This window comes from Amycolatopsis sp. WAC 04197 (assembly GCF_003947475.1).
Classification (GTDB): Bacteria; Actinomycetota; Actinomycetes; order Mycobacteriales; family Pseudonocardiaceae; genus Amycolatopsis; species Amycolatopsis japonica.
Genome location: NZ_QHJK01000002.1, coordinates 502,158 through 525,230, shown reverse-complemented (window position 1 = coordinate 525,230; position 23,073 = coordinate 502,158). Strand labels below are relative to the sequence as shown.

The following is a 23,073-nucleotide window of genomic DNA, read 5'->3' as shown; positions in this document are numbered from 1 at the left end:
TCTCCGTGCCCGTGTCGGGCCGCGTTCAGTGAGCTTGCTCGTATTCGGTGATGTGCGCGACCTTGCTCGCGCTGGCCGAGGCCGGGTCGAAACGATGGCCGACCCATTCGGCGACGATCTTCTTCGCCAGCTCCGGACCGATCGCCCGGGCACCGAAGGTGATCACCTGGCAGTCGTTCGATTTGACCGAACGCTCGGCGGAGTACGAGTCGTGCGCGACCGTGGCCCGGACACCGGGGACCTTGTTCGCCGAGATCGCCATGCCGATCCCGGTCCCGCAGACCAGGACTCCGCGATCCGCCTCGCCCCGTGCGATCGTCTCCGCCGCCGCCAGGCCGAGCAGTGGGTACGCCTTGTCGTCGGACCCGTCGGCCACGCCGAGGTCGGTGACCTCGTCCACCCGGTCGTCGGCGAGGAGCAGGTCACGCAACTGGTCCTTGAGTGCCACCCCGGCGTTGTCCGCCGCCACCACGATCCGCATTCAGTCTTCCTTTCCGAGAGCCTGGCCGACCGCGGTGACGAGCAGCGCGAACGAAGTGGCCCCGGGATCGGGGTGCCCTTCGCTCCGCCGCGCCAACCGCGCCGCCCGGCCTTTGACGGGCAGCAGGTCCGCCGTGGCCTCGGCCGCGCTCACCGCGACCTGGGCCGCCTTCTGCCAGGCCTGCGGGACGTCGGCGCCCGCCTCGGCCTGTTCGCGCAACGCCAGCCGGAACGGCTCGATGGCGTCGAGCATGGTCTTCTCGCCAGGTTCGGCCTTGCCCAGTTCGACGAACGCCTTCACGGCGCCGTCCACCGCGCTCGCGAGCGTTTCCGTGGTGACTTCTTCGGCCGCCAGGCCACGCAGTCCCGCGCCGGTCTCGGCGAGCAGGACGCCGTACAGCGCGCCGGACGCACCGCCCGCCGCGTCGGCGAACGCCGTCCCGGCGGCCAGGAGCGCGGTGGACAGCGAGTCTCCGTCGCGCCGAGCGGCGGACACCGCGGCCCGCATACCCCTGGTCATCCCCAGCCCGTGGTCACCGTCGGCCGCGACCGCGTCCAACCGGCCGAGCTCGGCCTCGTTGGCCTCGATGTCGCGCAGGGCCGCGGTCAACGCGCGATCCACGATGCCCTGGCCCGGCTCGACCTCCGCCAGCAGAGCGTCCACTGTGGACTCCAGCGGTACCTGCGCCAACGCGGCACCGGTGCTCCGATAGCCGGGGGTGTCGCAGGGGGCCGCGTAGAGCTCGGCGAGTTCGTCGTCGAGCACCAGGATCGACAGCGAGACACCCGCCATGTCGAGCGAAGTGACGAACTCGCCGACCTCGGTGTGCGACGGGCTGAGCCCCGCCGCGGCGAGCCGCTCGTGCACCCGGGTGTAGGTCGCGAACATCTCCTCGTATTTGGTGCGGCCCAGCCCGTTCAGCAGGACCACCACGCGTCCGTCGCCGGTGGGCAGTTCCGGGAGGAGACCGTCGACCAATTCGTCGGCCAGCTCCCGTGCGCTCAGCCTGCCGACCGTGCGGACGCCGGGCTCGCCGTGGATGCCGAGGCCCAGCTCCATCTCGCTCTCGCCGACGGTGAACAGCGGAGCGGACGCGCCGGGCAGCGTGCACCCGCCGAACGCCACGCCGAAGGTCCGGGTGTTCGCGTTCGCCTTCTCCGCCACCGCGTGCACGGCGGCCAGATCGTCACCGCGTTCGGCGGCGGCGCCCGCGATCTTGAAGACCAGGAAGTCGCCCGCGACACCGCGACGCCTTTCCGGCGCGTCGGCGGGGCCGCTGGCGATGTCGTCGGTGACCAGGATCGTCCGGCTCTCGATGCCCTCGGCGGCCAGCCTGCGCGCCGCCAGTCCGAAATGCAGCACGTCGCCCTGGTAGTTGCCGTAGCCGAAGAGCACGCCGGCTCCGCTCTCCGCGGCCCGCGCGGTGCGATAGACCTGCTCGGCGCTCGGGCTGGTGAACACGTCGCCCACGACGGCTCCGTCGGCCAGACCGGGACCGACCAGCCCGGCGAACGCCGGATAGTGCCCGCAGCCGCCGCCGATCACCACCGCGACCTTGGGTTCGGTTTCTTCCCGGCGCAGCACGCCATAGGCGCCGGGAACCTTGCGCACCGAACGCCCGTAGGCCATGACGAACCCGTCCAGCCAATCGCGTTTGAACGTCTCCGCGGCGCCCAGGACCGTCATCGCCCGCTCGCTTCCGCGAATTCACCGGACAGGTACGCGAGCAGCTTGCGGCGGACGTCGTCGTTGTTCTCCGCGACCTCGGCGGCCAGCGCCAGCGCGTCCGGCTTCGGCGGGTACACCGGATTCGGCAACGCGATCACGGTGAGCCCGGCCGCGGCGGCGGCACGGATGCCGTTGCTGGAGTCTTCGACGCCAAGGCATTCCTCACCGGACCGGCCGAGCCTGGCCGCGGCTTCGAGATAGACGTCCGGGCTCGGTTTGCCCCTGGCGACCTCGGCGCTGGAGACGGTCGCGGCGAACTCGCCGGTGAGCCCGTGTTTGGAGAGCACCGCGTCGATCACCCGGCGGGCGGCCGACGACGCCAGCGCGACCGGCACCTTCGCGCTCACCTCGCGGACCATCTCCCCGGCGCCCGGCAGGAGGGGCGCCTCGCCCGCCTCGATCGCGGCGATCATGCCGTCCACGACGGCACGCTCGACCTCGGCCGCGCTTTCCGGGGTGCCGGACCGCTTCGCGAGATACGCGGCCCATTCGGGCGCGCTCATCCCCTGCACGGACGCGGTGTCCTCGGCGGTCCATTCGGTGCGGTGCCGGGCGGCGTACGCCACCCAGTTCTCCTCCCAAAGGTGTTCACTGTCGACGAGGACACCGTCCAGGTCGAACACCACCGCGGCGAGTGCCATCCGGCATCTCCTTTCACATCGATGCTGTTAAGTTAACATCGATATTGTGATCTAGGCAAGCTCCGAGGAGGGATTACGTGGTCGCACGGTTGTTATTGGCACGGCACGGCCAGACGGAATGGCATGCCGAGAACCGGTACGCGGGCAGCAGCGACGTCGCGCTGACCGAGGAAGGGTTACGGCAGGCGGACGAGCTCGCCGGGTTCGCCGCCGAGGCCAAGCCGTCCGCCGTGTTCTGCTCGCCGCAGAGCCGGGCACGGCGCACCGCGGAGCCGTCCGCCAAGGCGTTGGACCTGCCTTTACGGGTGGTCGAGGAACTGCACGAAGTCCACTTCGGACTGATGGAAGGGCGCACCAGGGCTGAGCTGGCGGAGACGGATCCCGCTGCGGTGGCGAGGTTTCTCGCCGATCCCGTGAGCGGCGCGTTCCCCGGTTCGGAGCCGCCCGCGGACGCGGCGGCCCGCGGCGCCGCCGCCTTGCGTGGGATCGCCGCCGAGGTTCCGGGCGAGACCGTGCTGGTCGTCGCGCACAACACCTTGATCAGGCTGACGTTGTGCGCGCTGCTCGGCATCCCGCTCGAGAACTACCGCACCGTGTTCCCGCGGCTGGACAACGCGGCCGTCACGGAGATAGAGATCGGCGGCACGCGCACCGGCCTGCTGCGCCTCAATCAACCCGCCCGCACGCGATACTGGACGACATGAGCGATGAGAAGACGGCCGGTGCGAGCGCGCACTCTCGTAACACGCGTCAGCAGCTGATCACCGAACACGTCTTCACAGCCGGCTCCGCGAGCATCGCCGACCTGGTGGAACTCACCGGCGTCAGCACCATGACAGTGCACCGCGACGTCGACGAACTGGCGCGGCGCGGCCTGCTCCGCAAGTACCGGGGCGGCGTGTCGGCCATGCCGTCGACGGTGTTCGAAAGCAACGCCGACTACCGGATGAACGTGCATTCGGAAGAGAAGATGGCCATCGCCGCGCACGCGCTCGCGCGCGTCGAGCCGGGGATGTCGATCCTGCTCGACGACTCGACGAGCGCGCTCGCGCTGGCGAAGATGCTGCACCGCGTCACCCCGCTGACCGTCGCGACGAACTACCTCGGCGCCATCGAACTACTCAAAGGCGTTCCCGACCTGCGGCTCATCTGTATCGGCGGCGACTACTCCGCGACCCACGACTCGTTCCTCGGCATGCAGAGCCTGGAGGCGATCGAGCGGATCAACGTCGACGCGACCTTCGTTTCGACCTCGGCGATGAACACGCGGATGACGTTCCACCAGGAACCGGAGATCGTGATGCTGAAGCGCGCGATGCTGGCCAGCGCCCGGACGAAGGTGCTGCTGATGGACCACAGCAAGACCGAACGCGCGGCGCTGCACCGGCTGGCGCCGTTGAGCGACTTCGACGTGCTGATCGTCGACGACGGAGTGGAAGAGCACCTGGTCGAGGAGATGCGGAGCCAGGTGGAAGTGGACCTCGCGGAACTCTGAGACACACGCGACCTGAAGTACGTGAAGGCCCCCTTCACTGCGTCCAGCGCAGCGAAGGGGGCCTTCACGTACTCGGGACACCCGGGCGCGCGAGGCTAACACGAAAATCCACCGATGTAACATCTTGAAAGTTAAGTTAACACGATCCATGATACGCTGAACACGACGTCATGGAGGCGTGCATGAACCAGGTAACACCGCCGTTATCGCGATCCGGGAGCGGGTTCGCCCGCGTACTGAACCGTTGGGGCCTGCCCGCCCCGCTGTTCCTCGGCTACGCCGGGCTGCTGCTGTTCATGATCGGCGACGGGGTCGAGTCGGGCTTCATCGCGCCGTTCATGGCGGACAACGGCGCGGGCACCGAGATCAAGGCTTCGTACGTGATCACCGTGTACGGCGTCGCCGTGATGCTGGCGTCGTGGTTGTCGGGCGCGCTGTCGGATCTGTGGGGCCCGCGTCGCGTGATGATGATCGGCCTGGCCATCTGGCTGGTGTTCGACGTGCTGTTCCTCGCGGTCGCGGTGTCGGGCGAGAACTACCCGTTGATGCTGGTGTTCTACGGTCTGCGCGGGTTCGGCTATCCGATGTTCGCGTTCGGTTTCCTGGTCTGGATCACCGCGGTGGCGCCGGTCGCCAGGCTCGGCGCGGCGGTGGGCTGGTTCTACTTCGCCTTCACCGGCGGGCTTCCGACGCTGGGCGCGTTGGTCGCGAGCTTCACGAACCCGGTGCTGGGCCAGTACGGGACGCTGTGGGTGTCGGTGGCGCTGCTCGCGCTCGGCGGATTGCTCGCGATCTTCGGTGTCCGGCAACGGACCGGGTACACCCGGCTCGCGCCGCCGGACGTGAAACCGGTGCAGAGCCTGGTTTCCAGCGTGTCGATCGCGTGGAAGAAGCCCCGCGTCGGCGTCGGGATGCTCGTCCGCGTCATCAACACCGCGCCCGAATTCGGGATGCTGGTGTTCTTCCCCACGATCTTCATCGAGGAGATCGGGTTCGGGGAGAGCCGCTGGCTCCTCCTGGTCTCGGTCATCTACGGCACGAACATCTTCTTCAACCTGATCTTCGGCGTGCTGAGCGACCGGATCGGCTGGCGCACCACGATCTTCTGGTTCGGCGCGATCGGCTGCGCCGTCTCGATCCTGTTGCTCTACTTCGTCCCGATCGCCATGGGCGCCGAGTACTACTGGCTCGCGCTGCTCGTCGGCGCGCTGTACGGCGCCACGCTCGCCGGGTTCGTGCCGATCTCGGCGCTGCTCCCCTCGCTCGCCCCGGAGAACAAGGGCGGCGCGATGGCCCTGCTGAACCTGGGCGCGGGCGCGGCGGCGTTCGTCGGGCCGGCGATCGTCAGCGTGTTCCTCGGCCCGCTGGGCGCGGCCGGTGTGGTGATCGTCTTCGCCGCGCTGTATCTGGTCGCGGCGGTCATGGTGCGTTACCTGAAGCTGCCCGATGAGACGGCGAAGGCGATCGAAGAGGACAAGAGTCTGCAAGAAGTCGGAGAGAAGGTCGTCACCACGTGAACCAACCCGTCACGATCGGCATCGACGTCGCCACCGCGGGGGTCCGAGCCCTCGCGGTGCGCGGCGGCACCGTCCTCGCTTCGGCCGCCGGGCCGCTGCCCGCGCCGGTCCGCGACGGCCGCGGACACAGCGAGCAGGACGCCCGGTCCTGGTGGCCGGCGGTGAAGACGGTGCTGGCGAAGGTCACCGGCGAGCTGCCGGGCAGGGGCGGCGAGGTCGCCGCGGTGGCCATCGCCGCGACGTCGGGGACGATCGTCGGGGTCGACGCGTCCGGTGCGCCGGTCACCCCCGCGCTGATGTACGACGACAGGCGCGGGGCGGAGCTCAACCGCGAGGCCACCGCGCTCGGCGCGGATCGCTGGCGGCGGCTCGGTTTCGGCGTGTCCGCCACGGCCGCGCTCGGCCGGATCGCCTGGCTGGCCGGGCACGTCCCCGACGTCGCCGGGATCCGCCACACCCCCGATCTGATCGCCGCGGAGCTCACCGGCGGGCCGGTGGCGGCCGACTGGTCGCATGCCTTGAAGAGCGGTTACGACCCGCTCGCCCTCGAATGGCCCGCCGAGGTCTTCGAGGCACTGGGGGTGCCGGCGAGCCTGCTCCCCTCGGTGGTCGCGCCGGCCACCGTGCTGGGCGAGGTGGCCCGTCCGGTCGCCGGACTCCCGGCCGGCTGCCCGGTCGTGGCCGGGATGACCGACGGTTGCGCGGGCCAGCTCGCGGCCGGCGCGGTCGCTCCCGGGAGCTTCGTCGGGATCCTCGGCACGACGTACGTGCTCAAGGGAGTCACCGAAGAACTGGTGCCGGATCCGACGGGGGCGATGTACAGCCACCGTCATCCGGACGGCTGGTGGCTGCCCGGTGGCGCGTCGAACACCGGCGGCGAGGCCGTCGCCGGGCAGGATCGCCTTTCCGAACTCGACGCGGCCGCGGCCGAGCTGGGTCCGGCGAAGGTGGTCGCGTATCCGTTGCGGCGCAAGGGCGAACGCTTCCCGTTCGCCAGCCCGGACGCGGAGGGCTTCGTGTCGGGCGAGGCCGACGAGGTGGAGCTGCACCGGGCCAGGCTGGAGGGGGTCGCCTTCCTCGAACGGCTGGCGTTGGACCACCTGCGCCGCCTCGGTGTCACGGTCACCGATCCGCTGCTGGCGGCGGGCGGCGGCAGCAGAAGTCCTTTGTGGACACGGATCAGGGCGACCGTCAGCGGCCTCGGCCTGCGGGTGTCACCCCAGGCGGAAACGGGCTACGGCGCCGCGCTGCTCGCCGCGGCGGGAGTCCTGCCGGGCGGGCTGACCGAGGCATCCGAGGGGCTCGGCGAGGGAACGCTGGTGGAGCCCGACGAGCGCGAAAGTGCCGCGCTCGCCGAGTCGTACCAGCGATTCTGCGCCGAGCTGCACACCAGGGGCTGGATCGACGACGAGCTGTTCGCCGTCGTCCGGCGTTAAAAGATCAGGAAGGGCGTGGGCCGTTGGATTTGGTGGGAGCGGGCTTCGGCGCGGCCTCCGGTTTGGGTGCCTCGGCGGCATCGGGGGCGGGAGCCAGCAGCCGGATGGCCTCCTGGACGGCGACGTCCGTGGCGGAGAGCCGATCGGCGACCTTCGACCGGAGTTCGAGCGCGAGCTTCCGGGCCTGCTGGGCTTCGGCCTGCTGAGTCTTCGCGTCGGTGAGCGCCTCCGCGACCTGCTCCTGCTTCGCGGCGATGTCCTCCGCCGAAGACTTCTCCGACTTGGCGATCTTCTCCGCGGAGATCCGCTCGGCCTCGGCACGTTTGGCCGCCGACACCCGATCGGCTTCCGCGATCTTGTCCGCGGACGCCTTCTCGGCCTCCGCGCGGCGAGCCGCCGAAGCCTCCTCGGCCTTCTTGTCCGCGGCGGCGCGAGCCCGGACGCTCTCCATGTCCAGTTCCTTGCGCTTCTGTGCCGCCTCGGAGTTCAGCCGCTCGATCTCCGCCTTGGCGTCGGCGAGCAGCTTTTCCCGCTCGGCCTGCGCGTCCTTGGCCGCCTTCTCGATCGCGCGCTGCGTCTCGTGGGCGTACTTGTCCGCTTCGGCCCGGGTCGACTTGGCGTCGGCTTCCGCGGCGGCCTTGAGGTCGGCGATCTCCTCCTCGGCGAGCTGCATCATCATGCGGACGCGTTCGGCCATCGCGCCGGCGCCGGACGGGCTCGAACTCATCCGCACGAGGGCGGCCTTGGTCTCGTCCAGTTCCTTCTGGGCGTGGCCGAGCGCCTTGGTGAGTTCACCGGCGGTCGCCACGGCCTCGTCGCGGCTGCGTGACGTCTGCTTGAGTTCGGTCGCCAGTTCGGCGAGGCGCTCGTCGACCTGACGCTTGTCGTAACCGCGGACTGAGCCCGCGAACGGGGACGATTTCGCTGAGGGCGCCTGAGGCGCCGTCTTCTCAGGAGCGACCATGGCGGCCACCTTAATGAGCTGGCACCCGTCGGGCAGTACCGCCAAACGGCTGCACTCGGCGTACGGCGGACCGATCACATGGCATCCTGCATTGTTGACAGGTCGTAAGCAGCGGAGGCCCGGTTGGACATCTCGGCGATCCTCGAAGACATCCGCGAGCACTGGCACGTCTACGCCACGATGCCCTTCATCGCCGCGCTCATCGGGTACATCACGAAACGCGTCGCCATCGAGATGATGTTCCGGCCGCTGGAGTTCGTCGGGATCAAACCGTTCCTCGGCTGGCAGGGGGTCATCCCGGCCAACTCGCGCCGGATGGCGACCACCGCCGTCGACCTGCTGACCAAGAACCTCGTCGATCCGCAGGAGATCTTCTCCCGGCTCGATCCCGAGGAAATGGTCAAGGAACTCGAAGAGCCGCTTCTCAAGGCCGTCGAAGACGTCACCCGCGAGGTGATGGAGCAGTATCAGCCCAGACTGTGGGAACTGCTGCCGACCCGGGCGCAGCGCATGCTGGTCGATCAGGTCCGCGCGCAGGCGCCGAAGGTCGTCGCGCGGCTGATGCGCGAGGTGTCGACGAATATCGACGAGGTCCTCGACGTCAACGAGATGCTGATCAACTCGATGGTCCGCGACAAATCGCTGACCTGCCGCCTGATCAAGGAGGTCGCGACCCCGGAGCTGCGCTTCATCGCCCGGTCCGGCATCTGGTTCGGGTTCGTCATCGGCCTGATCCAGTTCGTCGCGTGGGCGCTGACGAAACAACCGCTGATCATGCCGATCTTCGGTTTCGTCACCGGGTTCGTCACCGACTGGCTGGCGCTGAAGATGATCTTCTACCCGCGCGAGCCTCGCCGGTTCCTGTTCTTCAGCTGGCAGGGCATGTTCCAGAAACGCCGCCAGGCGGTGGCCAAGGACTACGGCGCGCTGATCGCCGACGAGGTCCTCACCGTGCGGAACGTGATGGAGGCCGTGCTCACCGGGCCCAAATCGGACAAGCTGTTCGCGATGATCACCCGCGAGGTACAGCGGACGATCGACGCGCAGGCGAGCATCGCGAAACCGTTGGTGGCGCTGACCGTCGGCGGGGTCCAGTACCAGGAGATGAAGAAGGCCGCGGCGGAAAAGGCGATCGCCTATCTCCCCGAAACGGTGAAACACGTGGAGAGCTACGCCACTGACGCGCTCGACGTCCGCAACACCATCGTCACGAAGATGCAGCAGCTGACCCCGCTCGAGTTCGAGGGGATCCTCCGTCCCGCCTTCCAGCAGGACGAATGGAAGCTGATCGCGGTCGGCGCGGTGATCGGCGGGCTCGTGGGTGAACTTCAGGTCCTGTTACTGCTCCATTGAGGACCGGCGGCTAGGTTGCCCTTCAAGCAAGACGCGGGAGGGGCTCGGAAGTGGACGCCGTCATCGCCGATCTCGGCGAGCACTGGCCGGTGTACGTCAGCATGCCGTTCATCGCCGCGCTGATCGGTTACGTCACCAAACGCGTCGCCATCGAGATGATGTTCAAACCGGTGGAATTCGTCGGCGTCAAACCGTTCCTCGGCTGGCAAGGGGTACTGCCGGCGAACGCGGAGCGGATGGCGGCCACCGCCACCGAGATGCTGACGAACAACCTCGTCGACCCGAAGGAGATCTTCGCCAGACTCGACCCGGCCCAGGTGGCGAAGGAGATCGAGCAACCGCTCCTGCGGATCGTCGAGGACGTCACCCGCGAGGTGATGGAGCAGTACCAGCCCAGACTCTGGGAAGTACTGCCGAACACCGCCCAGCAACTGCTGCTCAAACGCGTGCAGGCGGAGGCGCCGCGTGCGATCACGAAGATCATGGGCGAGATCTCGGAGAACATCGAGGACGTCCTCGACCTCAAGCACATGGTCGTGACGAACCTGGTGCGCGACAAGGCCTTGCTGAACCGGCTGATCCGCGACATCTCGCGGCCGGAGATGCGGTTCATCGCGCGGTCGGGGATCGTGTTCGGGTTCTCCCTCGGCTGTGTGCAGCTGCTGGTGTGGGCGCTGACGAAGTCGCCGATCGTGCTGCCGCTGTTCGGTATCGGCATCGGCTGGTTCACGGACTGGATCGCGCTGAAGATGATCTTCCTGCCGCGCGAGCCGAAACGGTTCTTCGGCTTCTACACCTGGCAAGGCGTGTTCCAGAAGCGCAAGGACCAGGTCTCCGCCGACTACGGCGACATGATCGCGCGCGAGATCATCACCATCCCGAACCTGCTCGAAGCCGTGCTGAGCGGGCCGAAATCGGACAAGCTGTTCTCGATGATCACCCGCGAGGTGCAGCGGACCATCGACGCGCAGGCGAGTGTCGTGAAGCCGTTCGTCGCGATGGCCGTCGGGAGCAGGCGGTTCCAGGAGATGAAGCAGACGGCGGCCGCGAAGGCCGCGGCGCGGATCCCGGAGACGATCCGCCACGCCGAAAGCTACGCGGTCAACGCGCTCGACGTCCGGAACACCATTGTGGACAGAATGCGGCGGCTGAACCCGCTCGAGTTCGAGCAGCTGCTGCGCCCGGCGTTCCGGCAGGACGAGTGGAAACTGATCGCCGTCGGCGCGGTGATCGGCGGCCTTGTCGGTGAACTTCAGGTGCTTCTACTGCTTCACTGAAGGCCAACCGATACGGTTTCCCCCTTCCCTGAGCGAAGCGAGGAGGTCGTGTGGACGCCGTCCTGGACGACCTCGCCCGGCACTGGTGGCTGTACGCCGCGATCCCGTTCGTCGCCGCGCTGATCGGCTACGTCACGAAACGCGTCGCCATCGAGATGATGTTCAAACCGCTCGAGTTCGTCGGGATCAAACCCTTCCTCGGCTGGCAGGGCGTGGTGCCCAAACACGGCGGGCGGATGGCCGCCGTCGCGACCGAGCTGCTGACGTCGAATCTGCTGGACGTCAAGGAGGTCTTCCGCCGGATCGATCCGGCGATCATCACGCGCGAGATCGAGCAACCGCTGCTGCGGGCCGTGGACGAGGTCGCCCGCGAAGTGCTCGAAAAGCACCATCCCAGGCTCTGGGAGGTCATGCCGACGATGGCGCAGGAGCTGCTGATCAAGCAGGTCCAGGCGTCGACGCCGCGGCTGGTGCGCGAGTTCATGGAAGAGATGACCGAGAACCTCGACGAGGTGCTCGACTTCCAGCACATGACCGTGCAGCGGCTCACCAGGGACAAGAAGCTGCTCGTCCGGCTGATCCGCGAGACGTCGCGGCCGGAGATGGCGTTCATCGCGCGCACCGGGATCTACTTCGGCTTCGGGCTCGGCATCGTGCAGGCGTTCGTCTGGGCGCTGACGAAGGAACCGTGGGTGCTGCCGATCTTCGGTGGCAGCATCGGGCTGTTCACCGACTGGCTGGCGATCAAGCTGATCTTCGTGCCGCGTGAGCCGGTGCGGGTCGGGCGGGTGATCCTGCAGGGCAAGTTCCAGCGGCGGCGGGCCGAGGTCGCGCACCAGTACGGCGAGATGATCGCGAACGAGATCCTCACCGTGCCGAACCTGCTCGACGCCGTCCTGCGCGGGCCGCGATCGGATCGGCTGTACGCGCTGGTCGAGCGGCTGGTGGCGCAGGCCGTCGACGAGCAGGCGAGTGTCGCGAAACCGATGGTCGTGATGGCCGTCGGCGGGCAGCGGCTGCAGGAGATCAAGCAGGCGGCGGCGCGGAAGGCGCTGGAGCGGCTGCCGCCGACGATCCGGTACGCCGAGGGTTACCTGACCGAGGCGATGGACGTCGCGAAGATCGTCGAACGGCGGATGCTGGGGCTGACGCCGCTGGAGTTCGAGGGGTTACTGAGGCCCGCGTTCCGGCAGGACGAGTGGAAGCTGATCGCGGTGGGTGGGCTCATCGGCTTCCTGGTCGGTGAGCTGCAGGTCCTGCTGATGCTGCACTGACCTGCGTTTCGCGGGCTAAACGCGATTTGGGTGCCCGGGGCCGCTGACCTGCGTTTCGCGGGCTAATCGCGATCCCGGGTCTCCAGCCAGGCGCACCTGCGTTTCGCGGGCTAAACGCGATCCGGGGCGCGGAAGTGAGGCGTTCTCACGTGCGCGAGACACGGGGTGATTACGGTGGAGGGGTGGCGTCCGAACCCCAGCAGCTGCCAGCCGTCCACGAGGCGTGGCTTCCGCGCGAGCACGCGTTGCACCGTCCCCGCCACGGTGGCAGGCAGCTGACCGCACTGATCAGCGCGCTTCTGTTCTTCACCACCCCCGCGCTGCTGTGGGTGTTCGGCGTCCGGCCGGGCGAGATCGAGAACCACAAGCTCGCGAGCTTCCCCGGGCTGGACCGGGGCTGGGGTTTCTTCACCGACATGCCGACCTGGGCGATCGACCAGCTGTCGTTCCGGCCGGGCGCGATCGCCGCCGCCGACGCGATCAGCCGCGGCGTCTTCGGCGAGGGCGCCCCGCTCGACCAGCCGCCACCGCAGCAGCAGGCGGGCCCGATCCCCGCGCCGCCGGCACCGTCGCCGTCCAAGACCGCGCCCACCCAGGGGCCGACGCCGAACGCCGCGTCCGGTTACCGCCGTGTCGTGCAGGGCCGCGACGGCTGGCTGTACTACGGCTACGACGCCGACGCGAAATGCGATCCGTCCCGTCCGCTGCCCGAGACCATCGCCAAGATCAACGAGTTGCGGCGCGCGGTCGAGCAGTCCGGGAGGCGGTTCGAACTCGTCGTCGCGCCGGACAAGTCGACGATGGTGCCGCAGTTCCTGCCGGACACGTACCCGGGCAAGGACTGCTCGCGGTCGGCCGAGGCGTCCACCTGGCACCGGATGCTCAAGGACGCGCGCGCGATCGACCTGCGGCCCGAACTCCGCGCGTCCGAGGGCCGCGTGCAGCATCCGATCTACCCGCCGAACGACACCCACTGGGCCGACGAGGGCGCCCTGGTGATGACGCGCGCCATCGCGAACGCGATCAAACCGGGGGTCACGCAGACCTGGGTCAGCGTTCCCGTCGGCCAGTACGACACCGTCGCCGATCTGCCGCCGCTGATCAGCAAGCAGGGCACGAAGACGAACACGCTGTACAGCCTCCGCCCGGACGGCGTCGTCGAGCGCGCGGGCGAGCCGAACGGCGACATCGACCGGCCCGTCTACCGTACGGCGAGCCCCTTGATCGGGACCGTGGACGACAAGATCCTGATCTACGGCGACTCGTTCACGAAGGCGTCTTCGCGGTATCTCTCGGGCGCGTTCACGAACCTGACGATGCTGGCGCACTTCACGCAGAAGACGTCGCAGGCCGAGGCCGTCGACGCTTTCGTGAACGCGAACGTCGTGGTCGTCGAGGCCGTGGAGCGCAGTGTGGCCGGTGGTCAGCTCGCCTTCATCGACCCGAATTTCCTCGAACCGCTGAAGAAGGCGCTCGCCGAGAACCCGATCCGCTAGCGCAAGGCAGGCCGCGCGGTCGCCGTCGGCTCGATGCGGACCCGCGACGTACGTCCGCGCAGCCACGCGATGAGACGGCAGACCAGGTAGATCACGAACGAGATCGTCGTGACGAACGCGCTCACCGGCTTCCCTGGTGCGAGCGAGAGGATGATCCCGCCGAGCGCGGCGATCTCCGCGAACACGATCGACAGCACGGTCGCCTTCCACGGGCTCGCCGTGACCCGCGCGGCCGCCGCGGCCGGGGTCACCATCAGCGAGACGACCAGCAGCGCGCCGACGATCTGCACGCCGAGCGCGCTCGAGATGCCGACCAGCACCGCGAAGATCAGCGACAGCAGCCGCACCGGCACGCCGCGCGCCGTCGCGACCGCCGGGTCGACCGTGGCGAACAGCAGCGGCCGGTAGATCACCGCGAGCACCACCAGTACGAAGACCGACGCGCCGACGAGCAGGTTCAGGTTGGTCGAGTCGATGGTGATGATCTGCCCGACGAGGATGCCGAACTTGTTGGCGCTGCGGCCTTCGTAGAACGACAGCAGCAGGACGCCCATGCCGAGGCCGAAGGCGAGGATCACGCCGATCACGGAGTCGCGTTCGGACTCGCGGCCGCCGAGGATCCCGATCAGCAGGGCGGCGATGACCGCGCCCGCGAGGCCGCCGAGTTCGACGCCGACACCCAGCAGCAGCGCGCCCGCCGCGCCGGTGAAGGCCAGTTCGGCGGTGCCGTGCACGGCGAACGACATCCGCCGCATGACCACCAGCGGGCCGAGCACGCCGGCCACCAGGCCGAGGACGGCGGCCGCGAGCAAAGCCGTCTGCACGAAGTCGAGGCCGAGGAGTTCGCCGGTCAGGGCGAAGTCGAACATCTTGTCCACGGCGTTTATCCGAGAACCCGCGACCGCGATCGCGTCGCCAGGGCGCGAGTTCGCGTCATCGAGCGCGTTGATTCACCAAGACGCCCTGCCGCCCCGATCGCGGGGCCTCCGGCCAGGGCGGGTTCTGCGTGTGGTCCAGGCCGCACGAATGACCTCACTTCGTCTACCACTTCCGCTACGAAACCTGTTCGTCGATGTGGTGGGGTTCGTCCTCGCACAACGCGCTCTGCGCCCCGGCGACGTGGATCTGCCCGCCGACCTTGAGCACCTCGATCCGCGTCCCGTACAGCTCGGACAGCGTCTCCGAGTTCATCACCTCGTCCGGTTTGCCGACCCGGAACTGGCCGTTCACCAGATAGAGCACCCGGTCCACATAGGACAGGATCGGGTTGATCTCGTGGGTGACGAACAGGACGGCGGTGTCCGCCGAACGCCGCCGCTCGTCGATCAGCTCGCTGACCGCGCGCTGGTGCGCGAGGTCGAGGGAGAGCAGCGGCTCGTCGCACAGCAGGACTTCGGGGTCGCCGACCAGCGATTGCGCGACGCGGAGCCGCTGCTGCTCGCCGCCGGAAAGCCGCCCGACCGGCTGCTTCGCGTACGCCTGGGCGCCGACGGACTCGATCGCCTTCGCCACCAGCTGACGCCGCTTCGAAATCCCGAAGAGCCCGGTGCCCCACCGGTGCCCGTCCAGGCCGAGGCCGACCAGGTCCACCCCGCGCATCGTCAGGCCCTCGTCGAGGGCGCGCTGCTGCGGGATGTAACCGATCCGCCGGTTGGTCCCGCCGGGGCGCCGCCCCGCGATCTCGACCGTGCCCTCGGGCAGCCCCTGCTGGCCGAGCAGCACCTTGAGCAGGCTGCTCTTCCCGGAGCCGTTGGGCCCGAGGATCGCGAGGAACTCGCCGGGTTCGACGTCGAGGTCGAGCCCGGACCAGAGGGTCCTGGTGCCGAACGCGAGGCTCGCCCCGCGGACACGGACCGCGGGGCGGGCTTCGGCGGGTACGGAGGTCACTACTTCAGTGCTCCGGCCAGCGCGTCCACTTCCTTGGTCATCCATGCAATGTAGTCGGTCACACCCTGCGGGAGCGTTTCGGTGACGTCGACGACCGCGATACCGGCGTTCTTGGCGTCGCCGACGACCTGCTGGGTGACCGGGGTGGTGGTCTGCGCGTTGTTGATCAGGGCCTTGACCTGCTTGCCGGAGATCAGCTGCTTGACCTCGTTGAGCGCGGCGGCGGGCACGTCCTGCTCCGCTTCCACGGCCTCGGCGAAGGCGGGCGGGGTCGCGTCGGTGACCTTCGCGCTGTCGAGCAGGTAGTGCGCGACGGGCTCGGTCGCGACGACCTTGGCGTTCGAGGCGCCCAGGCCTGAGACCTTCTTCAGCAGCTCCTGGGTCTTGCCCTTGAACGCGGTCGCGTTGGCGGTGAAGGCGTCCTTCGAGGCGGGCTGGATCTCGCCGAGCTTCGCGGCGACCTGGTCGGCGATCTTCTCGACGCCGGGGAGGCTGTACCAGACGTGCTCGTTCTCGTTGCCGGTCGCGGCGATGTCGACGGCGACCAGCTTCTGCGCGCCGGTGGCCTGGTCGGCGAGCTTCGAGAAGAACTCGTCGTAGCCGCCGCCGTTGGACAGCGTCAGCTTCGCGTTCTTCGCGGCGATGGCGTCGCTCGCGGTGGTCTCGTAGGAGTGCGGGTCGGCCGAGGGGTCGTGGATGATCGAGGTGACCTCGACCTTGTCGCCGCCGACGGCGGTCACGACGCTGCCCCAGACGTCGGTCGAGGCGACGACCTTGATCTTCTCGCCACCCGGGTTCGCGGCGGACGCGTTCGGCGAACCGGAGCCCGTCGACGCCTTGTCGCTCGACGCGCAAGCCGTCGCGCCGAGCGCGAGGACGGCCAGGGCCGACACGGCCGCGAAAACACTCTTAGTACGGCGGGAATTCATTTACTGCACTCCTGCGGATGCCCAGGCCAGGTGTCACCGATGCCGGGTAATGGAAACCGTTGTCAGATTCAACTGTACCCCATCCGGATGACGGTGCCCCCCGTCCAGGCGCGAGCTGTACCCAGGGTCACTCTGAATCGAGACCTGCCACACGTCGGGTGATGCTTCTGCAAAACGTTCTGAACCGTTACGGTTTGCGGATGGGCCGTCCTATCCGCACCAGGAGGCAGGCGACACTGGCGTCGTTGGCCGCAGAGCTCGGTGTGTCGAGGACCACCGTCTCCAACGCCTACAACCGACCCGACCAGCTGTCCCCTGAGCTGCGCCGCCGCGTCCTCGAGACCGCGCGCCGACTCGGCTACCCGGGCCCGGACCCGGTGGCCCGTTCACTGCGGACGCGCAAAGCCGGCGCTGTGGGTCTTTTGCTCACCGAAAACCTCTCCTACGCCTTCCGCGACCCCGCCGCCGTCGGCGTGCTCGAAGGGCTCGCGCTGGCCTGTGAGGACGCGGGCGTCGGCCTGCACCTCGTCCCGGCGAGCCCGGGGCGCGAGGACGTCGCGGCCGTGCACCGCGCCGGCGTCGACGGTTTCGTCGTCTACTCGGTGCCCGACGACGATCCGCATCTGGGCGCCGTGCTGGAGCGCCCGGTGCCGACGGTGATCGTCGACCAGCCGCGCGTGGACGGTGTCGACCGGGTCGGCCCGGACGACGCGGCCGCGGTCACCGCCATGGCCGAGCACCTCATCTCGCTGGGCCACCGGCAGATCGGCGTGCTGTGCATGCGGCTGGCCCGCGAGCGCAACGACGATTTCGTCTCCATCCAGCGGCAGAGCGCCGCCCACTTCCACGTCCAGCGGATCCGGCTGGAGGCGCTGGCCGCCGCGTTCTCCGCGGCCGGGGTCGACTGGGCGACCGTGCCGGTGGTCGAACGCTTCGACCACACCGTGGACGACGGCGCGTCGGCCGCACGCCAGCTTCTGGACGCGTACCCGCAGGTCACGGCCGTGATCTGCACCTCGGACATCCTCGCCCTCGGCGCGCTGGCCGAGGCGGAGCGCCGCGGGCTGCGGGTGCCGCAGGATCTGACGGTCACCGGATTCGACGGCATCACCGAGGCCGAGCGTTCCGGGCTCACCACGGTCCACCAGCCGGTGCTCGAAAAGGGCAAGGCGGCGGGCAAGCTGCTGCTCAGCTCCGCCGACCGGGTCGGGCCCAAGGTGATCACGCTGCAGACGGAACTCCGGGTCGGGCGCACGTCCGCGCCGCCGCGGACGGCCGAAGAACGCTGGTTCGGGCCGTGATCTGCGCCCGCACGCGTTGCCGTCGCCCCGCGCGTCGGTTCCAATGAACACGTGACCTCAATCGACGTACTGCTCAAGCGAAACCAGGAACTGGGTGATGTCACTCCTGGTGACCGCTCGTCGCCGAGGCCATCGCTCCACGTGACGATCCTGACCTGCATGGACGCCCGTATCCGGGTGTTCGAGATCTTCGGCCTGATCCAGGGTGAAGCACACATCCTGCGCAACGCGGGCGGCGTCGTCACCGACGACATGATCCGCTCGCTCGCGCTCAGCCAGCGGAAGCTCGGCACGCGCGAGGTGCTGATCGTGCAGCACACCGACTGCGGCCTGTCCATGGTCACCGAGGACGACTTCAAGGACGAACTCGAAGCCGCCAGCGGGCTGCGCCCGACGTGGTCGGTCGAGGCGTTCCGGGTGGTCGAGGACAGTGTGCGCCGGTCGGTGCAGCGGGTCCGGCGCAGTGACTTCCTGGCGCATACGGACAACGTGCGCGGCTTCGTCTACGACGTCAAAACGGGCCGCCTCAGCGAGGTCGAGTAAGGGTTTTAAGCTGACACAGTGGGCGTCGACGCGGATGTGCTGACCGACTGGTTCGACGAAGTGGGGCGCGACCTGCCCTGGCGCGAGCCGGAATGCTCCGCCTGGGGCGTGCTCGTCAGCGAGATCATGTTGCAGCAGACCCCGGTCGCGCGCGTCCAGCCGATCTGGCTCGAATGGATGGCGCGCTGGCCGGTGCCGTCGGCGCTGGCGGCGTCGTCGCAGGGCGAGGTCGTGCGTGCCTGGGGCAAACTCGGCTACCCGCGGCGCGCGCTGCGGCTGCACGCCGCGGCGGCCGTCATCGCCGCCGAACACGGCGACGTCGTTCCGTCCGATGTGGACATTCTGCTCGCGTTGCCGGGGATCGGCGCGTACACCGCCCGCGCGGTCGCGGCCTTCGCCTACGGCAAGCGGGCGCCGGTGGTGGACACGAACGTCCGGCGCGTGGTCGCCAGGGCGGTGCACGGCGCGGGTGACGCCGGGCCGCCGTCGAACACCCGCGACATGGCCGACGTCGAGGCGCTGCTCCCGCCGGAGGACGCGCCCGCCGCGAAACTCTCCGCGGCGCTGATGGAACTCGGCGCGCTCGTCTGCACCGCGCGCTCGCCGCGCTGCGCGGACTGCCCGATCTACGAAGACTGCGCGTGGCAGCGCGCGGGCAAACCCGCTTACGCCGGGCCCGCGAAGCAGGTCCAGAAGTTCGCCGGCACCGACCGTCAGGTGCGCGGTCTGCTGCTCGACGTCCTGCGCGGCAGCGAGGGACCGGTCGAGAAGGCGCGGCTCGATCTCGTGTGGGACGAATCCGGGCAGCGTGACCGGTGCCTCGACTCCCTGCTCGTCGACGGCCTCCTCGAACAGACCCGGGACGGTCTGTTCGCGCTCCCTGGCGAACACTAACGCATTACGACAAAAGTTGGTCAATGGTTGTCATCGGCGCGATGGCGGGTTAGTTTTCCGGCCAACGCGCATGATGGGAGTTACGCCCGTGGCCGACTTCGACCGACGTACCGCGCTCAAGGGCGGCCTGACGGTAAGCGCCGTCGGGCTACTGGGGACAGCGACGACTTCCGCCGCCGACGCGGCTTCCGGGGTGGCGGAACCCAAGATTTACGACACGACGGCCTGGAACGCCCGCCCACCGGCCGGGGCGATCGAGGTGCAGAACCACAAACCGACGTACATCGTCGTGCACCACACGGTCGATCCGGGGAACGTCACCGACTACACGCTCGAACACGCCTTCTGGGCGTCGCGTTCGATCCAGAACTTCCACATGGACACCCGTGGCTGGATCGACACCGGCCAGCAGTTCACGAACAGCCGCGGCGGGCACATCACCGAAGGGCGGCACCGCAGCCTGGAGATCCTGCGCGGCGGGACCCGGCACGTGCTGGGCGCGAACGTGGGCAACAACAACAGCACCTGCATCGGCATCGAGAACGAGGGCCTCTACAGCAAAGAGGACGTCACACCCGCGCTCTGGGACTCGCTGGTGAAGCTGGTCGCGTACATCGCTTCGCAGTACGGGATCTCGCCGGAGTTCATCAAGGGACATCGGGATTTCAACTCGACCGAATGCCCGGGAACGGTGCTGTACAACCGGCTTCCCGAGCTGCGCACGGAGGTCGGCAAGCTGCTGGGCACCGCGTCGCCCAAGGTGGACCTGCCGGAGTGGCCGCTGCTCAAACCCGGCGACTCCGGGCCTCGGGTGCGGACGGCGCAGGAACTCCTGCGGGCACGCGGTTTCGCCGTCCCGGTCGACGGCCTGTTCGGACAGTCCACAAAGGACGCTGTTGCCGCGGTGGCGGCCCGGCACGGACTGGAGCGCGATGCCTGCGGTGCGACTGCGGCCACCGACGAGACCGGGTTCCTCGGCTCCGACGTCTGGCCGCTCATCGTCGGCTCCGGCACCGATCTACGGGCGCTGAAGGCACGACTCGCCGGCTGAACAGCAGCGGCGCGAGGATCAGCACGGCCGCGCACCACGGGAGCGACGACGTTCCCAGCGGCAGCAGCAGCCCGCCGACGAGGGCTCCCCCGGCGACGGCGCCGTTCCAGGCCGCGATCGTGAGCGACTGGGCGGCGTCGGCCGTGGGGCCCGCGAGCAAGGCGGTGACGGCCTGGAACGCGGTCGGCGCGCCGCCGAATCCCAGGCCCCACAAGCCCGCTGCGGCCAGCACGAGTCCGTGGACGCCGTCGCTGATCCCCAGCAGGAGGATGGCGGCGGCGGTCACGGCGGAGCAGGACACGAGCACCGCGCGCGGACGGCTGTCGAGCGCGGAGCCGACCGCGACCAGCCCGCCCACCGTGGCGCAGCCGAACACCAGCAGCGCCGCGCCCGGCATCGGTGCCGAGTCGAGCCCGGCGAGCACCGGCCCGATGTAGGTGTACGCCACGTTGTGCCCCAACGAGAACAGCGCCACCGTCGCCAGTACGGGACGCATCCCCGGCAGCCGGGACGCGGCCAGCGGCCGGGTGGGCCGCGACGCTTCCGAGGGCACGGTGGGGACCACGGCGGAAACCCAGGCCAGTAGCGGCACCGAGATCAGTGCCATCGCGGCGAACGCCCAGCGCCAGTCGGCGAATTCGCCGAGCGCGGTACCCGCGGGCACGCCCAGCGCGAAGCCGATCGGCGTGCCGGACATCGCGACGGCCAGCGCGCGTCCGGTGAGTCCCGCCGGGGCGAGCCGCATCGCGTAGCCCGCGACGAGCGACCACATCACCCCGGTCAGCGCACCGGAAACCACCCGTGTCGCCAGGATCAGCGGATACGACGAGGACACGGCGATCACCAGATTCGTCGCCAGGAAGCCGAAGATCAGCGCGAGGAGCAAGCGCTTGCGCGGCACCCGGAGGGTCGCGCCCGTGAGCGGGATGGCGGTGAGCGCGGTCGTGATCGCGTAGACCGTCACCAGCTGCCCGGTGGCCGACGGCGAGACGCCCAGGTCCTCGGACATGCCCAGCAGCAGACCGGCGGGGAGCACTTCGGTGAGGCAGCCGAGGAACACCGTGGTCGTCAGCGCGAGCAGCGCCGGGAGGGGCAGCATGCTCCGACGATCTCTTCCGCCGGGTGACGCGGATAGTCCCTGGCGGGTATGCCGCGCGGTTATCGGCCGGGATAACCCGGCGGCATGACCGGCTGGCAGTGCCGCGCGCCGCGCGGGCGTACGCACGATGACCGGGCATCCTCCCCGTTAGAGAGAAGGCTCGTTCATGACCGTGCGGATTCGGTGGCAGGAGCCACTGTGCACCGCGTTGCTCGCCACCACCATGCTCGGCGCCTGCCCGGCTTCGGCGGTGGCCAAGCCGGCCCCCGGCAGCGACGGGTACGTGCACGTCTCACCCGACGGCACCGTCCTCGGACCCGATCCTTACTACCCGAAGGACGGCAACGGCGGTTACGACGTCGACCAGTACTCACTCGCGTTGGACTACGCGCCGTACTCGATGTTCTTGAGTGGCAAGGCGACCATCACCGCGACCGCGACGCAGGATTTGGACCGGTTCGACCTCGATCTGCGTGGTCTCACCGTCCGGTCGGTCACCGTCGACGGCGTGGCCGCGACGTTCCGCCGGGAGGGTGAACACGAGCTGGTGATCACGCCGCGGACCCCGTTGGCGAATGGTGCGCGGTTCACCGTGGTGGTCGGGTACGACGGGCGTCCGGAACCGATCGCCACGGCGCGGGGACGGGTCGGCTGGCTGGCCACGTACGGCGATTCCGCCGTCGCCACCGGACAGCCGCGTTCGGCGATGACCTGGTTCCCGGTCAACGGCACCGAAGTCGACAAGGCGACCCTGCGCGTCTCCGTCACCGTCCTGGACGAATTCTCCGTGCTGGGCAACGGTTTCCAAGTCTCCGACGTGCCCGCCGGCGTCGGGCGGCACACCGTCACCTGGTCGGAGGAGACCGCCCTCGCGCCGAGCACGGCGATGCTCGGCATCGGCCGCTGGGAGGTCGAGAGGATCACCCTTCCCGGTGGGCGGACCGCGATCAACGCCTACCACCCGTGCGCCGTGGACAAGCGGAAGATCGGCGGGCGGCTGCCCGAGGTGCTGGAATTCCTCACCGGGAAGTTCGGCGATTACCCGCAGTCGGCGGCGGGCGGGCTGTTCCTCGACCGCTCCCTCGGCTACACGCACGGCGCCCAGACCAGGCCGGTCTACGGCCGCGCCGCCACGATCGCCGATCTGGTGTACGCGAGCGCGTACCAATGGTGGGGAGCCGGGGTGAGCGGCAAGATGTGGCGCGACACGCTGATGCCCGAGTCCATCGCGCGGTACGCGGTGTGGCTGTGGGACGAGAAGAACGGCGTCGATCCGGATCGCCGTTACCGTGAGATGGTGGCGAAGGTGCGCGACGACGCGGCTTTCTGGGCTCCGAAGCTCACCGATCCGGGTAAGGGCACCGAATTCGCGCCCACGACCAAAGCGGTGCTGATGGTGCACGCGCTGCGCCGTCTCGTCGGCGACGACGCGTTCTTCCAGATCCTGGCCGGTTTTCCGGTGATCAACCCGCAGGGGAACCAGAACTGGCACGACTTCGAGCTCTACGTCTCCGCGATGACGCAACGCGATCTCGGCGAGTTCAATCACGCATGGCTGGACGGTACGGTGCGGCCGCCGGACTCGCTGCTCTTTCCCGGGAGCTGAACGACCTCGTGAGTGGTGAGGCCGGTTGCGACCGGGCCCGGTACCCCCTGGCGATCATGTCGCGAAAGCCACTTTCGGGACGTCTGATGTCCCGAAAGTGG

21 protein-coding genes are annotated in these 23,073 nt (G+C 69.0%); 13 read left to right on the top strand and 8 right to left on the bottom strand.

What is annotated here, in order from left to right; genetic code table 11:
* Nucleotides 1-25: 25 nt before the first annotated feature.
* Genes DMC64_RS09660 through DMC64_RS09650 form a run of 3 tightly spaced genes read right to left on the bottom strand, consistent with a single transcriptional unit; the run spans nt 26 to nt 2,850 of the window.
* The gene (locus DMC64_RS09660) at nt 26-481 is read right to left on the bottom strand and encodes a ribose-5-phosphate isomerase (protein ID WP_037335333.1); all 456 of its coding nucleotides are present in this window, start codon (nt 479-481) and stop codon (nt 26-28) included.
* Complete coding sequence (locus tag DMC64_RS09655) at nt 482-2,167, bottom strand: dihydroxyacetone kinase family protein (RefSeq protein WP_125733239.1); 1,686 nt, start codon at nt 2,165-2,167, stop codon at nt 482-484.
* On the bottom strand, nt 2,164-2,850 hold the full coding sequence (locus DMC64_RS09650) for an HAD family phosphatase (protein WP_125733238.1): 687 nt from the start codon (nt 2,848-2,850) through the stop codon (nt 2,164-2,166). Before DMC64_RS09650 ends, DMC64_RS09655 begins: the two co-directional genes overlap by 4 nt.
* Before the next feature lie 77 nt (nt 2,851-2,927).
* Here DMC64_RS09650 and DMC64_RS09645 point away from each other — a divergent pair, with 77 nt between their 5' ends.
* From DMC64_RS09645 to DMC64_RS09630, 4 genes are all read left to right on the top strand, one after another.
* Entirely contained in the window at nt 2,928-3,554 is a 627-nt protein-coding gene (locus tag DMC64_RS09645; RefSeq protein WP_125733237.1) for a histidine phosphatase family protein, read from the top strand.
* Nucleotides 3,551-4,345, top strand: coding sequence for a DeoR/GlpR family DNA-binding transcription regulator (locus DMC64_RS09640; protein WP_037335321.1), 795 nt, complete (start codon nt 3,551-3,553; stop codon nt 4,343-4,345). The genes DMC64_RS09645 and DMC64_RS09640 overlap by 4 nt, the downstream gene beginning before the upstream one ends.
* A gap of 182 nt (nt 4,346-4,527) precedes the next feature.
* A complete protein-coding gene (locus DMC64_RS09635) occupies nt 4,528-5,862 on the top strand; it encodes an MFS transporter (RefSeq protein ID WP_037335319.1) in 1,335 nt (444 codons plus the stop codon).
* The gene (locus tag DMC64_RS09630) at nt 5,859-7,298 is read left to right on the top strand and encodes an FGGY-family carbohydrate kinase (protein WP_125733236.1); all 1,440 of its coding nucleotides are present in this window, start codon (nt 5,859-5,861) and stop codon (nt 7,296-7,298) included. Before DMC64_RS09635 ends, DMC64_RS09630 begins: the two co-directional genes overlap by 4 nt.
* A gap of 4 nt (nt 7,299-7,302) precedes the next feature.
* Here the strand turns inward: DMC64_RS09630 and DMC64_RS09625 are convergent, their stop codons facing one another.
* A complete protein-coding gene (locus DMC64_RS09625; protein ID WP_125733235.1) occupies nt 7,303-8,262 on the bottom strand; it encodes a hypothetical protein in 960 nt (319 codons plus the stop codon).
* Nucleotides 8,263-8,385: 123 nt separating this feature from the next.
* Here DMC64_RS09625 and DMC64_RS09620 point away from each other — a divergent pair, with 123 nt between their 5' ends.
* The 4 genes from DMC64_RS09620 (at nt 8,386) to DMC64_RS09605 (ending at nt 13,662) form a co-directional block, all read left to right on the top strand.
* Complete coding sequence (locus DMC64_RS09620) at nt 8,386-9,615, top strand: DUF445 domain-containing protein (RefSeq protein ID WP_037335314.1); 1,230 nt, start codon at nt 8,386-8,388, stop codon at nt 9,613-9,615.
* Nucleotides 9,616-9,665: 50 nt separating this feature from the next.
* On the top strand, nt 9,666-10,892 hold the full coding sequence (locus tag DMC64_RS09615) for a DUF445 domain-containing protein (RefSeq protein ID WP_037335310.1): 1,227 nt from the start codon (nt 9,666-9,668) through the stop codon (nt 10,890-10,892).
* Between the two features lie 50 nt (nt 10,893-10,942).
* Complete coding sequence (locus tag DMC64_RS09610; protein ID WP_125733234.1) at nt 10,943-12,166, top strand: DUF445 domain-containing protein; 1,224 nt, start codon at nt 10,943-10,945, stop codon at nt 12,164-12,166.
* A 182-nt stretch (nt 12,167-12,348) separates the two neighbouring features.
* On the top strand, nt 12,349-13,662 hold the full coding sequence (locus DMC64_RS09605; RefSeq protein ID WP_125733233.1) for a hypothetical protein: 1,314 nt from the start codon (nt 12,349-12,351) through the stop codon (nt 13,660-13,662).
* Here the strand turns inward: DMC64_RS09605 and DMC64_RS09600 are convergent.
* The 3 genes from DMC64_RS09600 to DMC64_RS09590 all read right to left on the bottom strand — a co-directional run bounded on the left by DMC64_RS09600 (nt 13,659) and on the right by DMC64_RS09590 (nt 16,478).
* Complete coding sequence (locus tag DMC64_RS09600; RefSeq protein WP_125733232.1) at nt 13,659-14,540, bottom strand: metal ABC transporter permease; 882 nt, start codon at nt 14,538-14,540, stop codon at nt 13,659-13,661. The two genes, DMC64_RS09605 and DMC64_RS09600, sit on opposite strands and share 4 nt — an antisense overlap.
* A 175-nt stretch (nt 14,541-14,715) precedes the next feature.
* Nucleotides 14,716-15,549, bottom strand: coding sequence for a metal ABC transporter ATP-binding protein (locus DMC64_RS09595; RefSeq protein ID WP_037335299.1), 834 nt, complete (start codon nt 15,547-15,549; stop codon nt 14,716-14,718).
* On the bottom strand, nt 15,549-16,478 hold the full coding sequence (locus tag DMC64_RS09590; RefSeq protein ID WP_073845555.1) for a metal ABC transporter solute-binding protein, Zn/Mn family: 930 nt from the start codon (nt 16,476-16,478) through the stop codon (nt 15,549-15,551). Before DMC64_RS09590 ends, DMC64_RS09595 begins: the two co-directional genes overlap by 1 nt.
* A gap of 200 nt (nt 16,479-16,678) precedes the next feature.
* Between DMC64_RS09590 and DMC64_RS09585 the strand changes: the two genes are divergently transcribed.
* From DMC64_RS09585 to DMC64_RS09570, 4 genes are all read left to right on the top strand, one after another.
* Nucleotides 16,679-17,779, top strand: coding sequence for a LacI family DNA-binding transcriptional regulator (locus DMC64_RS09585; RefSeq protein ID WP_005165317.1), 1,101 nt, complete (start codon nt 16,679-16,681; stop codon nt 17,777-17,779).
* A 51-nt stretch (nt 17,780-17,830) separates the two neighbouring features.
* Nucleotides 17,831-18,322, top strand: coding sequence for a carbonic anhydrase (locus tag DMC64_RS09580; RefSeq protein ID WP_016337733.1), 492 nt, complete (start codon nt 17,831-17,833; stop codon nt 18,320-18,322).
* A gap of 18 nt (nt 18,323-18,340) precedes the next feature.
* Nucleotides 18,341-19,216: an A/G-specific adenine glycosylase gene (locus tag DMC64_RS09575; protein ID WP_125733231.1), complete on the top strand. Its 876-nt coding sequence runs from the start codon at nt 18,341-18,343 to the stop codon at nt 19,214-19,216.
* 88 nt (nt 19,217-19,304) lie between these two features.
* Nucleotides 19,305-20,267, top strand: coding sequence for an N-acetylmuramoyl-L-alanine amidase (locus DMC64_RS09570; protein ID WP_125733230.1), 963 nt, complete (start codon nt 19,305-19,307; stop codon nt 20,265-20,267).
* Here the strand turns inward: DMC64_RS09570 and DMC64_RS09565 are convergent.
* Nucleotides 20,212-21,366, bottom strand: coding sequence for an MFS transporter (locus DMC64_RS09565; RefSeq protein ID WP_125733229.1), 1,155 nt, complete (start codon nt 21,364-21,366; stop codon nt 20,212-20,214). The two genes, DMC64_RS09570 and DMC64_RS09565, sit on opposite strands and share 56 nt — an antisense overlap.
* 166 nt (nt 21,367-21,532) lie before the next feature.
* Here DMC64_RS09565 and DMC64_RS09560 point away from each other — a divergent pair, with 166 nt between their 5' ends.
* A complete protein-coding gene (locus tag DMC64_RS09560; RefSeq protein WP_125733228.1) occupies nt 21,533-22,972 on the top strand; it encodes a M1 family metallopeptidase in 1,440 nt (479 codons plus the stop codon).
* The last annotated feature ends 101 nt before the right edge of the window (nt 22,973-23,073 follow it).

Excerpts from the sequence above, each read along its gene's own strand:
- DMC64_RS09565 (WP_125733229.1), bottom strand. The coding sequence starts at position 21,366 with ATGCTGCCCCTCCCGGCGCTGCTCGCGCTGACGACCACGGTGTTCCTC.
- DMC64_RS09585 (WP_005165317.1), top strand. The coding sequence starts at position 16,679 with ATGGGCCGTCCTATCCGCACCAGGAGGCAGGCGACACTGGCGTCGTTG.
- DMC64_RS09640 (WP_037335321.1), top strand. The coding sequence starts at position 3,551 with ATGAGCGATGAGAAGACGGCCGGTGCGAGCGCGCACTCTCGTAACACG.
- DMC64_RS09660 (WP_037335333.1), bottom strand. The coding sequence starts at position 481 with ATGCGGATCGTGGTGGCGGCGGACAACGCCGGGGTGGCACTCAAGGAC.
- DMC64_RS09635 (WP_037335319.1), top strand. The coding sequence starts at position 4,528 with ATGAACCAGGTAACACCGCCGTTATCGCGATCCGGGAGCGGGTTCGCC.
- DMC64_RS09655 (WP_125733239.1), bottom strand. The coding sequence starts at position 2,167 with ATGACGGTCCTGGGCGCCGCGGAGACGTTCAAACGCGATTGGCTGGAC.
- DMC64_RS09560 (WP_125733228.1), top strand. The coding sequence starts at position 21,533 with ATGACCGTGCGGATTCGGTGGCAGGAGCCACTGTGCACCGCGTTGCTC.
- DMC64_RS09625 (WP_125733235.1), bottom strand. The coding sequence starts at position 8,262 with ATGGTCGCTCCTGAGAAGACGGCGCCTCAGGCGCCCTCAGCGAAATCG.
- DMC64_RS09650 (WP_125733238.1), bottom strand. The coding sequence starts at position 2,850 with ATGGCACTCGCCGCGGTGGTGTTCGACCTGGACGGTGTCCTCGTCGAC.
- DMC64_RS09590 (WP_073845555.1), bottom strand. The coding sequence starts at position 16,478 with ATGAATTCCCGCCGTACTAAGAGTGTTTTCGCGGCCGTGTCGGCCCTG.